The sequence below is a fragment of the Pseudomonas sp. SA233 genome (assembly GCF_054792385.1).
Window position 1 is genome coordinate 4,133,291 of record NZ_CP096449.1, and the last position, 13,239, is coordinate 4,146,529.

The 13,239-nt window shown below is 61.8% G+C and carries 16 protein-coding genes; 4 read left to right on the top strand and 12 right to left on the bottom strand.

Annotated elements, in window-relative coordinates; genetic code table 11:
* Positions 1-6 precede the first annotated feature (6 nt).
* From flgJ to M1D87_RS19095, 12 genes are all read right to left on the bottom strand, one after another.
* Positions 7-1,161 (bottom strand): flagellar assembly peptidoglycan hydrolase FlgJ, encoded by a 1,155-nt coding sequence (gene flgJ, locus M1D87_RS19040; protein WP_039612680.1) that lies wholly within the window; start codon positions 1,159-1,161, stop codon positions 7-9.
* 11 nt (positions 1,162-1,172) lie between these two features.
* A complete protein-coding gene (locus M1D87_RS19045; protein WP_015271237.1) occupies positions 1,173-2,282 on the bottom strand; it encodes a flagellar basal body P-ring protein FlgI in 1,110 nt (369 codons plus the stop codon).
* A gap of 12 nt (positions 2,283-2,294) precedes the next feature.
* Positions 2,295-2,990 carry a flagellar basal body L-ring protein FlgH gene (flgH, locus tag M1D87_RS19050; protein ID WP_015271238.1) on the bottom strand — a complete coding sequence of 232 codons (696 nt, stop codon included), beginning with the start codon at positions 2,988-2,990 and terminating at the stop codon, positions 2,295-2,297.
* Positions 2,991-3,040: 50 nt separating this feature from the next.
* Complete coding sequence (flgG, locus tag M1D87_RS19055; RefSeq protein WP_015271239.1) at positions 3,041-3,826, bottom strand: flagellar basal-body rod protein FlgG; 786 nt, start codon at positions 3,824-3,826, stop codon at positions 3,041-3,043.
* 47 nt (positions 3,827-3,873) lie between these two features.
* A complete protein-coding gene (locus M1D87_RS19060; RefSeq protein WP_015271240.1) occupies positions 3,874-4,614 on the bottom strand; it encodes a flagellar basal body rod protein FlgF in 741 nt (246 codons plus the stop codon).
* A 425-nt stretch (positions 4,615-5,039) separates the two neighbouring features.
* Positions 5,040-5,225 carry a hypothetical protein gene (locus M1D87_RS19065; RefSeq protein WP_015271241.1) on the bottom strand — a complete coding sequence of 62 codons (186 nt, stop codon included), beginning with the start codon at positions 5,223-5,225 and terminating at the stop codon, positions 5,040-5,042.
* A 72-nt stretch (positions 5,226-5,297) separates the two neighbouring features.
* On the bottom strand, positions 5,298-6,653 hold the full coding sequence (flgE, locus tag M1D87_RS19070) for a flagellar hook protein FlgE (protein ID WP_015271242.1): 1,356 nt from the start codon (positions 6,651-6,653) through the stop codon (positions 5,298-5,300).
* A gap of 31 nt (positions 6,654-6,684) precedes the next feature.
* Entirely contained in the window at positions 6,685-7,389 is a 705-nt protein-coding gene (gene flgD / locus M1D87_RS19075) for a flagellar hook assembly protein FlgD (RefSeq protein ID WP_123083743.1), read from the bottom strand.
* Positions 7,390-7,404: 15 nt separating this feature from the next.
* Complete coding sequence (gene flgC / locus M1D87_RS19080) at positions 7,405-7,848, bottom strand: flagellar basal body rod protein FlgC (RefSeq protein ID WP_003257260.1); 444 nt, start codon at positions 7,846-7,848, stop codon at positions 7,405-7,407.
* 2 nt (positions 7,849-7,850) lie between these two features.
* On the bottom strand, positions 7,851-8,261 hold the full coding sequence (flgB, locus tag M1D87_RS19085) for a flagellar basal body rod protein FlgB (RefSeq protein WP_015271243.1): 411 nt from the start codon (positions 8,259-8,261) through the stop codon (positions 7,851-7,853).
* A gap of 368 nt (positions 8,262-8,629) precedes the next feature.
* Positions 8,630-9,457 (bottom strand): protein-glutamate O-methyltransferase CheR, encoded by an 828-nt coding sequence (gene cheR, locus M1D87_RS19090; protein ID WP_015271244.1) that lies wholly within the window; start codon positions 9,455-9,457, stop codon positions 8,630-8,632.
* Between the two features lie 52 nt (positions 9,458-9,509).
* Complete coding sequence (locus M1D87_RS19095; protein ID WP_039612677.1) at positions 9,510-10,439, bottom strand: chemotaxis protein CheV; 930 nt, start codon at positions 10,437-10,439, stop codon at positions 9,510-9,512.
* A gap of 77 nt (positions 10,440-10,516) precedes the next feature.
* Here M1D87_RS19095 and flgA point away from each other — a divergent pair, with 77 nt between their 5' ends.
* From flgA to M1D87_RS19115, 4 genes are all read left to right on the top strand, one after another.
* Positions 10,517-11,269: a flagellar basal body P-ring formation chaperone FlgA gene (gene flgA / locus M1D87_RS19100; RefSeq protein WP_015271246.1), complete on the top strand. Its 753-nt coding sequence runs from the start codon at positions 10,517-10,519 to the stop codon at positions 11,267-11,269.
* Positions 11,270-11,433: 164 nt separating this feature from the next.
* Positions 11,434-11,748 carry a flagellar biosynthesis anti-sigma factor FlgM gene (gene flgM, locus M1D87_RS19105; RefSeq protein ID WP_025340104.1) on the top strand — a complete coding sequence of 105 codons (315 nt, stop codon included), beginning with the start codon at positions 11,434-11,436 and terminating at the stop codon, positions 11,746-11,748.
* A 49-nt stretch (positions 11,749-11,797) separates the two neighbouring features.
* The gene (locus tag M1D87_RS19110) at positions 11,798-12,265 is read left to right on the top strand and encodes a flagella synthesis protein FlgN (RefSeq protein WP_003257256.1); all 468 of its coding nucleotides are present in this window, start codon (positions 11,798-11,800) and stop codon (positions 12,263-12,265) included.
* A gap of 80 nt (positions 12,266-12,345) precedes the next feature.
* Entirely contained in the window at positions 12,346-13,089 is a 744-nt protein-coding gene (locus M1D87_RS19115; RefSeq protein ID WP_003257255.1) for a flagellar brake protein, read from the top strand.
* The last annotated feature ends 150 nt before the right edge of the window (positions 13,090-13,239 follow it).

The window sequence follows — 13,239 nt, forward strand, 5'->3', positions numbered from 1 at the left end:
ATGCCCTTAAAGTTTCGTTGCGGTACCGAGCATCGCGTAGTGCTCGTACGACTTCATCTGTCTTGCGATCTGCGAGATCTTGCTGGCGTAATTCGGGTCGGTGGCGTACCCGGCCTTTTGCAACTCTTGCACGAACTGTTCTGGTTTATCGGCGGCCTTCACTGCATCTTGATAGCGCGAATTGTTCTGCAGCAGGCTGACCAGGTCGTGGAAGCTGTCCTGGTAGGAATCGTAGGAGCGGAACGCCGCCGTCTCCTTGACGAACTGGCCATCGCGGAACTCGCTGGTGATCGCCCGCGCCTCGCCACCTTCCCAGTTGCCGGTTGCCTTGATGCCGAACAGGTTGTGGCTGCTGCTGCCATCGGTGTTGCGCATGACCGACTTGCCCCAGCCGGTTTCCAGGGCGGCCTGTGCCACCAGGTAGCGTGGGTCGATACCGATGCGCTTGGCCGCCTGCTCGGCCATCGGCAGCATGGTGGCGACGAACTCGTCACTGTCGGCAAAGGCCTTTTTCGGTGCCAGCGGCGGCTGAGCCACGGCGCGTCCGAGGATGCGTAGGCCGTTGTCCGGCACGGCAAAGGCCTTGGCCACCTGCTGGCCGTCACGGGCCGGCACGGCTGCGGTATTGGTGCTGGCCGCCGACGGCACGATGCCGGCCATCAGGCGGTCGGTGAGCTTGCTCGGCAGCGCCAGGCGTCGCGAATTGAGCGCGGCGACGTCGTTGCGGGTGGCGGTCGACTGGGCGGCATGCACGGGCTCGGCCACCTTGTTGCCCCACAGCGTCGGGGCATTGCCCTCGATGCGCGGAAACGGGCTGGTGTTGGCCGGCGTGCCCTTGTTCTTCGACAGCTGGCGCACCAGTACGTCCTGCAGCCCGATACCGCCGCCTTCGCGGGACATGCTCACGGCCAGCTGCTGGTCGTACATGTCGCGGTACTGCTTCACCGTTTCGGTGTTCATCGGGTTGTCGTCGGCCAGCACGTCGCTGGCCTTGCGCGAGGCCTTGAGCATTTCGCTGATGAACAGCGACTCGAACTCCTGGGCCACCTTGCGCACGTTGGCGTCGCTGTCGCGATCGCCATGCTTGAGCGAGCTCAGGCGGTTGAGGTCGGTGTAGGCGCCGCTGTCGGCGCTGCCGGAAACCAGGCTTTTGCTGTTCATCCGCGCCGTCCTCAGATCACGATCAGGTCGGCCTGCAAGGCGCCGGCCTGTTTCAGGGCTTCGAGGATGGCCATCAGGTCGCTGGGCGCTGCGCCCACCTGGTTCACCGCACGGACGATTTCATCCAGCGTGGTGCCCGGGCCGAACTTGAACATCGGCTTGGCTTCCTGCTCGGCGTTGACCCGCGAGCGCGGCACCACGGCGGTCTGCCCATTGGAGAACGGCCCCGGCTGGCTGACGATCGGGTCTTCGGTAATGGTCACGGTCAGGCTACCGTGGGTCACCGCGGCCGGCGACACCTTGACGTTCTGGCCGATGACGATGGTGCCGGTGCGCGAGTTGATGATGACCTTGGCGACCGCCTGGCCCGGGTCGATCTCGAGGTTCTCGAGGATCGACAGGTAGTCCACGCGCTGGCTCGGGTCCATCGGCGCAGTGACCCGTACCGAACCGCCGTCCACGGCCTGGGCCACGCCCGGACCGAGCAGGTCGTTGACCTTGTCGACGATGCGCTTGGCAGTGGTGAAGTCGGGGCGGTTGAGGTTCAGGGTCAGGCTGTTGCCCTGGTTGAAGCCGCTCGGCACTGCACGCTCGACGGTAGCACCGCCAGGGATACGACCGGCCGACGGAACGTTGACGGTGATCTTCGAACCGTCACGGCCCTCGGCATCGAAGCCGCCCACCACCAGGTTGCCCTGGGCCACGGCATAGACGTTGCCATCGATACCCTTGAGCGGGGTCATCAGCAGGCTGCCGCCGCGCAGGCTCTTGGAGTTGCCGATCGAGGACACGGTAATGTCCACCACCTGGCCTGGCTTGGCGAACGCCGGCAGGTCGGCATGCACCGACACTGCCGCAACGTTTTTCAGCTGCACGTTGCCGGAGCCGGCCGGCACCTTGATGCCGAACTGCGACAGCATGTTGTTGAAGGTCTGCAGGGTGAACGGCGTCTGGGTGGTCTGGTCACCCGTGCCATTGAGCCCCACCACCAGGCCGTAACCGATCAGCTGGTTGGAGCGCACGCCAGAAATGCTGGCGATGTCCTTCAGGCGCTCGGCCTGGGCGCCGAAGGCACAGGACAGGAGCAGGGTTGCGGCAATCAGCTGCCTCACGTTGAACATGGTCATCCGTACTCAGAAAGGCCAAAGCGGGCTGATGAAGAAGCGGTCCAGCCATCCGGGCTGGCTGGCATCGGCGAACGAGCCGGTACCGGAATAGGTGATGCGCGCGTCGGCCACGCGAGTGGACGGCACGGTGTTGTCGGTGGCGATGTCGTCGGCGCGGATCATGCCGGCAATGCGCACCAGCTCTTCGCCGGTGTTCAGGGTCAGCCACTTCTCGCCACGCACGGCGATGATGCCGTTGGGCAGCACTTCGGCTACGGTCACGGTGATGGAACCGGTCAGGGTGTTGCCCTGAGTGGCCTTGCTGTCGCCCTTGGTGGCGCGCTCGCCGCTGTAGCCGGCCTCCAGCGACAGGTCACCACTGCCGAACGGGTTGTTGGTGTTCGGCGTAGTGCCGAACAACGATGTCAGGCCGATGTTGGCGTTGCTGTTTTTCTGGATCTGCGAACCGGCGTTCTTGCTGGCCGATGTGCGCTCGTTGAGGGTGATGGTGATGATGTCACCCACCCGGAACGCCTTGCGGTCGCTGTACAGGTTCTGCTCGAAGCCGGCCTGGTAGATCGAACCGTTGTTGGCCGCTGCCGGCAGCGGGGTGCGCGGCAGTACCGGCGCGTAGTACGGGTCGTTGGGCTTGGGCGTCGGCGCGACGCAACCTGCCAGCAACACCGCCCCCCCCAGGGCAAAAACGGACAACAGACGATTCATGACGCTTACCTCACGGGTGCAACGGAGTGACGGGGTTAGAGCTGCCTGCTTCAGAGCTGTTGAGTAACGAACGACAGCATCTGGTCAGCAGTGGAAATGACCTTGGAGTTCATCTCGTAGGCACGCTGGGTGGTGATCATGTTCACCAGCTCTTCCACGGTGCTGACGTTGGAGTTTTCCAGGGTCTGCTGCAGGGTGGTGCCAAAACCGTTCAGGCCCGGGGTGCCGACTTGCGGCGCGCCACTGGCGGCGGTTTCGAGGAACAGGTTGTCGCCAATCGCCTGCAGGCCGGCCGGGTTGATGAAGTCGGCGGTCTGGATGTTGCCGATCACCTGCGCAGCCGGGTTGCCGGCGGTGGTGATCGACACGGTGCCGTCCTGGCCGACGGTGAAGGTCTGCGCGTCGTTCGGCACGACGATGGCAGGTTCCAGGGCGAAACCGTTGGCGGTGACGATCTGGCCGTCGGAGTTCAGGTGGAAGGTACCGTCACGGGTATACGAAACGGTGCCGTCCGGCTGCAATACCTGGAAGAAACCGCGGCCGTTGACCGCCATGTCCAGCGGGTTTTCCGTGGTTTGCAGGCTGCCGGTCTGGAAGTTCTTCTGGGTGCCGACAATGCGCACACCAGTACCGACCTGCAGGCCGGAAGGCAGCTCGCTGTCCTGGGTGGACTGCGCGCCCGGCTGGCGTTTGATCTGGTACAGCAAGTCCTGGAACTCGGCGCGATCACGCTTGAAGCCGGTGGTCGAGACGTTGGCCAGGTTGTTGGAGATGACCGTCAGGTTGGTGTCCTGGGCGGACAGGCCGGTTTTAGCGACCCAAAGAGCCGGAAGCATGTAAGTTCTCCTCGTGCGCCTGTTTTACGGCACTCGTTCAAAAGTGATTAGCCGATTTGCAAAACACGCGCCATGGCTTCGTCGCCTTCCTTGGCCGCGTTCATCATCTTCACGTGCAGTTCGAATTGACGGGACAGCGCCAGCACCGAGGTCATTTCTTCCACGGCGTTGACATTGCTGCCTTCCAGGAAGCCCGACACCACCCGCACGTTGACGTCGGCGTCTGCCGGCTGGCCGTCGCGGGTATGGATCAGGCCATCCAGGCCCTTGGTCAGGCCTTTGGTATCGGGGTTGACCAGCTTGATGCGGTCGACTTCGGCCATCACGCGCGGGTCTTCCCCCATGGAGCGGATGCTGATGGTGCCGTCGGCGCCGACTTCGACCTTCTGCTCTGGCGGAATCGCAATCGGGCCGCCGTTGCCGATTACCGGCATGCCGTTGCCGGCACGCAGCACACCGAGGGCATCGATGTTCAGGCTACCGGTGCGTACGTAGGCTTCACTGCCATCGGGTGCCTGCACGGCAATGAAACCCTTGCCGGTCACCGTCACATCCAGATCGCGGCCGGTTTCAACCATCGGACCTTCGCTGAAGTCGGTGGCCGGGCGCTCGGTCATGGCAAAGGCGCGCGACGGAAAGCTGTCACCGAACACCGGCATCGAGCGGGCCTGCTCCAGATCTCGCTGGAAACCGTTGGTGGAAATGTTCGCCAGGTTGTTGGCGTGCGCCTTCTGAGCCAGCGCATTCTGGCTCGCGCCGGTCATGGCCACGTAAAGCATCTTGTCCACAGTCATCCTCCATTGCACTGGCGGTCGTTTGCCGCTCGCCGTTGCTATGCGAGCTAGAAAGCAAGTTCCGAACCAACTTTGCGAAATCATGAAAAAGCCCGTGGATACGGGCTTTTGGAGGCCTTGCTCAAGTCGCGAACGCCGGTTATCCGGCGCCGGGTTGCCGATGGCGGCAAACTTGTACCGGCCTCTGCGGGAGCAACTGTCTTGGCGCTGTATCTGTAGGAGCGGCCTTGTGTCGCGAAAGGGGTGCGAAGCGCCCCCAGGATTTCAGCTTCGCCGCATAGATTGCTGGGGCTGCTTTGCAGCCCTTTCGCGACACAAGGCCGCTCCTACAGGTACAGCGCCAACCTCGGGAGCAACGGTCCCACTGAGCGGCCTTGCCAAATCAATCGGTCATGAACAAAGGGCCGGTACCGGCTTCATCAAGGCTCGCGACAAGCGCCATTGCTGTAGGGCCCGGCGAATTTCTTCCAGCCATCCCCCGGCGGCCATTGCGAGCAGACCAGGCGCCCATCCACCTGGCTTTCCCAGCGCCACCAGGGCGCGGTACCGGCCTGGGCCTGGTACAGGCAGAACGCAGCGACCAACGTGACAACCAGCCTTTTCATGACCCCTCCGGCAAAGACGACGAACCCCTTCATGACAAAGGGGTTCGCCCACATGCACTCAGCCAGCAAGCATCAAGCCATCTGGATGACGGTCTGCATGATGGTGCTTTCAGTGGAGATAGTCTTGGCGTTCGCCTGGTAGTTGCTCTGCGCCTTGATCAGCTCGACCAATTCCTGAGTCAGGTTCACGTTCGAGCCTTCCAGCGCGTTGGACTCGACGCTGCCCAGGGTACCTGTCTTCGGCGCATCGATGCCCGGGATGCCGGACGTGTAGGTTTCGGTCCAGCGGGTACCACCAATCTGCTGCAGGCCCTGCTCGTTGGCGAAGCTGGCCAGGGCCACCTGGCCGATGGCGCGGGATTGCTGGTTGCTGAAGCTGGCGAACAGCACACCCGTCGAGTCGATGCTCAGGCTCGACAGGATACCGGTCGCGTAGCCGTCCTGGGACTGCGACATCCGCGCGGTCTCGGTGTTGTAGGAGGTAGTGCTGTTCATCGCCAGGCGCATGCCATCGGCATTGCCCACCGCGCCGTTGGAGATCCAGTTACCCGCAGAATCTTCCACCGCCGGCACCCAGCCGGTCATGGTGAAGGTGTTGTTGGTCACGGTGAACGACGAGCCCGCCGGGTGGCCGGTATTGTCCGCAGTCATGCTCTTGACCGAGCCATCGCTGTTGAAGCTGATGGTGCCAGTCAGCGGCACAGTGGAGGATGGGGAAAACGGGTTGCGCCCATCGACCAGGGTGTACATGGTCCACTCATTGGTGCCAGTCTTGCGATAGAACTGCTCCATGGTGTGCTCGTTACCCTGGCTGTCGTACACCTTGGTCGGGAAAGACTTGGTGTAAGTCGTCTGATCGGAAGGATCGAACGGCAGGTTCGGCACCATCACGCCAGTGCCATCGTCCACTTCCAGCGGGATGTCGGCGGCCGAAGAATTCAGGTTGATGCCCTGGTCGATCAGCGATGTTGCCTTTGGCTGCAGCGCCGACGTATCGATCTGCAGATCGGTCAGCACGCCCTTCTGGATCTTGCCAGTCGAGTCGGCGGCATAGCCCTGCAGGCGCAGGCCGTCCGAGGTAACCACGAAATTGTCCTTGCTGGCCTGGAAAGCACCCGCACGGGTGTACACGCGCGAGCCGTTATCGGACAGCACGAAGAAGCCCTGCCCCTGGATCCCCATATCCAGCACGTTGCCGGTGGTGTTGACGTCACCCTGGGTGAACTGCTGGGAAACCGCTGCCAGGCGCACGCCGTTACCCACCTGGTTCTTGCCAACACCCAGGCGGTTGGAACCTGCATAGACATCGGCGAACTCGGCACGCGACGACTTGAAGCCATTGGTGTTGACGTTGGCGATGTTGTTGCCGGTGACATCCAGTTGCTTGTTTGCTGCGTACAGACCGCTAAGGCCGATATTGAAAGACATGAATTCGCTCCTTTTGCCGCTCTAGCGGGCCTTAGATACCGATGGTTTGCACGTCGGAGAGGGACACTTTGCCAACACCGGCGAGGTTGAGCACCATTTCGCCGGCGGCACTGAAACTGACGCTGGTCACCTTGGCTGGCAACAGCGTGTTCATCTGCACCGACTTGCCATCCACCGTGGTGGTAGCAGTGAAGGTGTAAGTACCAGGGTCGACTTTCTCGCCACTGCTGTTGGTACCGTCCCAGATGAAATCGGCGTAACCGGCTTTCTGCTCGCCCACCTCGATGGTCTTGACGGTATTGCCGTCCTTGTCCTTGATGGTGATCTTCGCTTCGCCGATGGCTTGCGGCACGACGAACTGCGCATTGAAGCTTTCTGCGGTGTCGACCACGGCCTTGTCGTTCTGCACTACCACCGAACGCCCGACCAGCGAGGACGCCTGCAGGGCCTGGGACGAGGCCATTGCGCTGGTGATGGAGTTGACCGATTCGTTCAGCGAGGTAATGCCTTCCAGGCTGCTGAACTGCGCCAACTGGGCAACGAACTCACCGTTGTCCTGTGGGTCCAGCGGGTTCTGGTGCTGCATCTGGGTGACCAGCAATTGCAGGAACGCGTCCTTGCCGAGCGAGTCGTTGCCGGTCTTGGATGCGGTGTCCGTGGTCTTCTTGGTGCTGGTGCCTACACCCGACGCCGCGAGCACGTCGTTGAGGTTCACACCGTTGGTATCGATTGCCATGGTCTGGTTTCCTTATCACTGACCGAGGGTCAGGACCTTCTGCATCATGGCCTTGGCCGTATTCATCAGCTCGGCGTTGGTCTGGAACGCGCGGCTGGCGGAGATCATGTCAGCCATCTCTTCAACCACGTTGACGTTCGGGTAGTAGACGTAGCCGTCTTTGTTCGCCGCCGGGTGGTTGGGCTCGTAACGGGCCTCCAGATTGCTCTGGTCCTCGACGATGCCTTTTACCTGCACGCCCTGCCCTGCCTCGCCCTGGTCTTCGAACAGCGACTGGCTGCCGCCGGCCTGTGCGTCCTGGAAGGTGGTGGCGAACACCGGGTGGCGAGCGCGGTAGGTCTGGTCGATGCTCGAGGACACGGTCTCGGCGTTGGCGATGTTGGAAGCAACGGTGTTCAGGCGCGTGTTCTGCGCACTCATGCCGCTACCGGCAATGTTGAAGACACTGGAAAGGGACATGATCATTCTCCCCGCAGGGCCGAAACCAGCCCTTTGAATTTACTGTTGAGCAAGGTGAAGCTGGCCTGGAAGCCGACGGCGTTTTCGGTGTAGTTCGATTGCTCGATCTGCGCGTCCACGGTGTTCTGGTCGATCGACGGCTGCGTTGGCGTGCGGTACTTGAGGGTATCGTCGGCCATGGCCAAGCCCTCGGCCTCGATATGGCGGCTGTTGGTACGATCGAGGCTGAAACGGCCGCCACTCTGCTGCTTGTCGCTTTCGGCAGCGAGCACCGAGGCGAAGTCCATGTCGCGCGCCTTGTAGTTGGGCGTGTCGGCGTTGGCGATGTTGTTGGCCAGCACTTCGGCGCGCTGGGCGCGGAAGCCCAGGGCCTTTTCGTGAATACCAAGCGCCTTGTCGAAGCTGATGCTCATGTCGGGGAAACCTTCGGAGGTTGACCGGAATATCGTTGGGCAAGGTTTAGCAAGGGCTGTGCCAACCAACAGAAAGCCCGGAAATACGGGCTTGCAGGGCAAGGTGCTGTCAGAGTGATGCCAGAAAAGCGGCAAAGGCCTTCCGCCTTCGGGCGCGAAAGCGGCAATTGCCGGGCGGCAGAAGCGGCAAAACAAAAAATTGACGTCAGCATTTCTCCTGCGCCGGCCTCTTCGCGGGTAAACCCGCTCCCACCGGGTTCTGCACAGCTTTCAAGGTCGGCGCGGTACCTGTGGGAGCGGGTTTACCCGCGAAGAGGCCGGCACAGGCAAACAAAAAGGCCGGCAACTTTCGCTGCCGGCCCTCTTGGTTACTTCGCCTGGTAAATGATCCCCGGGCTGCACTGCACCATCTGATAATGGTCCGGCAACCCGTTCAGCGCCTCGGAAGCCCCGAGGAACAGATACCCACCCGGCTTCAAGGTACTGTGGATACGCAACAGAATGTCCTTCTTCACCTGCGCCGAAAAATAGATCAGCACGTTACGGCAGAACACCACATCGAACTTGCCCAGGCTGGCATAGCTGTCGAGCAGGTTGAACGAGCGGAACTCGACGCGGCTGCGAATCGCCGGCTTGACCGCCCAGCGCCCCGGCCCCTTGGTGTCGAAGTAGCGCTGCAGGCGCTCCTGGGACAAGCCTCGGGCAATCGCCAGGCTGTCGTACTCGCCGGTCTTGCAGTTGGTCAGCATGGTGCCGGACAGGTCGGTGGCAACGATCTGCGCGCCCATCTTCAACTGGCCGAGGTTGCTACGCTCGAACTCGTCGATGGCCATCGAGATGGAATACGGTTCCTGCCCCGACGAACAGGCCGCCGACCACATGCGCAGGCGCTGGCCGGGGTTGTTGCGGATGAACTCTGGGATGACCTTGTTCTTCAGCACCTCGAACGGGTAGGTATCGCGAAACCACAGGGTCTCGTTGGTGGTCATGGCATCGACCACCTGCTCGCGCAAACCGCCGCGCGGCTGGGCCTGGATGCGCTGCACCAGCTCGCCCAGGCTCTTGATGCCCTGTTGCTCCATCAGCTTGTTGAGACGGCTGGAGACCAGGTACTGCTTATTCTCGCCCAGCAGGATGCCACAGGCTTTCTCCAGGAAGACCCGGAACTGTTCGAAATCCAAATTACCCGTAGACACTACTGCCGCCTCTTTTAAATCACTGGTGCCGGGGGGCCTGCCCCCGGCTGCTTCAATGCGTTGCCTTGATCCGGTCGACCACCCGCTGGGCCAGGTCGTCCGGCTTGAACTTGGCCAGGAAGTCATCGGCACCGACCTTCTTGACCATCGCCTGGTTGAACACCCCGGAAAGCGAAGTATGCAGGCAGATGTGCAATTTTTGCATGCGCGGATCGCTGCGGATCTCTGCCGTTAGCGTATAGCCGTCCATTTCCGGCATTTCAATGTCCGAGATCATCATCAGGAACTCTTCTTCCGGCTTCTTGCCCTCATCCACCAGCTGGCGCAGGTAGTTCAGGGCCTGACGGCCGTCATTGAGCGCCACCACCTCGACCCCCACCGTCTGCAGGCAGCGGCTGACCTGCTTGCGCGCCACCGACGAATCGTCGACGGTGAGCACCCGCAGCAGCACGGCCTTGTCCTGCACCTCGGCATCGATCACCCCGGCCGACACCGACTCGGACGACGGCGCCACTTCGGCCAGCACCTTCTCCACATCGATGATCTCGACCATGCGGTTGTCCACCCGGGTGACCGCGGTCAGGTAGTGGTCGCGGCCGGTGCCCTTGGGTGGCGGATGGATCTCTTCCCAGTTCATGTTGACGATGCGCTCCACCGAGTGCACCAGGAAGCCTTGGGTCTTGGTGTTGTACTCGGTGATGATCACGAAACTGTTGCGCGTGTCTTCCTGCAGCGGCCGCAACCCGGTGGCCATCGACAGGTCGAGGATCGGGATGGTCGCCCCGCGAATATTGGCAACACCGCGCACCACCGGGTGCGCCTTGGGCAGCAGGGTCAGCGCAGGGCATTGCAGCACTTCCCTGACCTTGAATACGTTGATGCCGTAAAGCTGCTCGCCATTGAGGCGGAACAGCAGCAATTCCAGGCGATTCTGCCCCACCAGCTGCGTGCGCTGGTTGACCGAATCCATAACACCTGCCATGCCAGACTCCTTTATGTTTCAGCCTTTCGTTGCAACTCAGGTAGCGAGTCGGCACGGGCTTTGCTTTTTTGAGCGCCATGTACACGAAAACGACATTTTTCCGACGATTGACGCGCCTGCTGACTGGCTCGCTGGCCATGCTGTGCCTTCTGGTGCCCGGCGTTCGCACGGTAGCAGACGCGTTTACCTTGCCTGAACAGCTTATCGGTGTCACTCAAGGGTTTCTTGAATTCAGCGTCGAAGATTATCTGGCCACCACCCAGACCGCCGGCCGTTACGAGATCCAGGTCAACCCGCTGGATCCGCGCCTGCGTATGCCGCTGTGCAGCCAGCAGCTGGACGCCTCGCTGGAAAGCCCGGCTCAGCCGCTGGGCCGCGTCACGGTGAAGGTACGCTGCGAAGGCTCAGCGCCCTGGACCGTGTTCGTGCCGGCCACCGTGCGGCTGTTCCGCGATGTGGTGGTGGTGACCCGGCCGCTCAAGCGCGACAACGTGGTGGGCGAAGGCGATGTGGCCCTGCGCGAGCGGGATGTCGGCACCCTGGGCCAAGGCTTCCTGACCGAACTGGAACAGGCGGTAGGCATGAAGATGCTGCGCCCCACGGTGATCGACCAGGTACTCACCCCGCAACACCTGGAACAGGCCGAGGTGGTGCGCAAGGGTGACCACGTGGTGATCATCGCCCGCAGTGGCAGCCTGAGTGTACGCATGCCCGGCGAAGCCCTGAGCAAGGGTGGCCTGAGCGAACAGATCCGGGTGCGCAACCTCAATTCCAAACGGGTGATCAAGGCCAGGGTGACCGGCCCTGGGCAGGTCGAGGTAAGTATGTAGCCAGCCCACTGATTTGCGCTGGCGGTGAGGAACCGCTTTTCCTAAACTGTGTCAGAAAACGGGTTCGCGAGCTTGCTGACAGGCGGCTATGCATTTGTGCCTAAAGTTTCTTTCGGGTTGGCCGAAAACAAGGCAAGCGTCCAAATACCCAGAGGTTTCTGATCATGGTCATCGACTTCAGTCGTTTGAATAACTCTCCGTCCGTCACGGGCGGCGTGCGCGGCAACACCGCGAACGGCAGCGCCGAAAAACCGGCAGCCAGCCAGGAAGCGGCAACCGCCACCAGCGCCAGCGGAGAAGCGGTACACCTCAGCCAAGAGGCCCAGCAGTTGCAGAAGATCAGCGACAAGCTGCGCGACGAGCCGGTGGTCAACAGTGCCCGTGTGGCCCAGTTGAAACAGGCGATCGCCGACGGCAGCTACCAGGTCGATGCCGGCCGGGTCGCCAGCAAACTGCTCGATTTCGAAGCCCAGCGCTGACCGTTCGGCGCGCTGACTTCACGGACGCTAGAAAAGCCAAGAGTTAGCCATGCACGACACCACCTTGCTGCAACTGATCGAAGATGACATTGCCCCTATGCAGGAACTGCTGGACCTTCTGCAAAAGGAAGCGATCGCCCTGCACGGCCGCGACATGGCGCCACTGGAGAATATCCTGGCCCGCAAGCAGTCTTTGATCGTGCTGCTGGAGCAGCAAGGCCTGCGGCGCAACAACCTGCTTTCCAGCCTTGGCCTGAGCCCTGATCGCGCCGGAGTGGAGGCCGTGGCGGCACAATCGCCGAACGGTGAACTGCTGCTGCAGCAACTCGATGTGATCAGCCAGCTGATGCAAGCCTGCCAGCAGCTCAACGAGACCAATGGCCGGATCATCCAGGTGCAGCAGCACGTCACCAACAACCAGATCCGGATCCTCATGGGTGGCGATTCTCCGTCGCTCTACGACAGCCGCGGCAGCACCTCGCCGCTGGCCAAGCCACGGGCGCTCAGCCAAGTGTGATTTTTTCTATCAAGGCACGGAACATACTGGCAAAATGCCGTTAATTGCGTGTGTCGCTTTTGCCTGGAGAACGATAAGCCGTGTTCAATGAATCCGATGCCCCGCAGCCGCCAAAGGTGCTGAACACCCCTTTGGAGATTGCGGCCAACTTGCGGCAGCTGCAGGAAAGCCACGACCCCCTGATCATCACCTTCCACGACCGCAGCCAGCGCTTCCAGAGCTACGTGGTGCACGTGGACCGTGAAAGCAATACCCTGGCGCTGGACGAAATGATCCCGCGCGACGGTGAGAAGTTCATCGAGAACGGCGAACACTTCCGCGTCGAAGGCTTCCACGATGGTGTGCGCATCGCCTGGGACTGCAACCACGAGTTGAAGATCAGCGAAGTCGACGGTCACCGCTGCTACCGCGGCGCCATGCCCCTGGAAATGACCTACCACCAGCGCCGCAATGCCTTCCGCGCCGCGCTGAAGCTGTCGCAGCTGGTCGATATCATCCTCGATGGCACCCACCTCAAGGGCAACGGCGCCCTGCGTGGCAAGCTGCTGGACATCTCCGCCACCGGCTGCAAACTGCGCTTCGAAGGCAATGTCGAGGATCGCCTGCAACTGGGCCAGGTGTACGAGCGTTTCAAGGCGGGGAACCCGCTGGGCCTGGTCGACACCATGGTCGAGCTGCGCCACCTGCATTACGAAGAGCGGATCAACACCACCTTTGCCGGCGTGCGCTTCCATAACCTTACCGGGCAGGCGCAGCGCAAGGTCGAGAGCTTTGTGTACCAGTTGCAGCGTGAAGCGCGGCGGTTCGACAAGGACGACTATTGATCGTCGGCTGAATGAAAAAAAACGCCACCTATCAAGGTGGCGTTTTCATTTGTGATTCTCCTGTGCCGGCCTCTTCGCGGGCACGCCCGCTCTCATAGAGCTGCACATAACTCATTGAATAGCAGGGATTCTGTGGGATCGGCTTTAGCC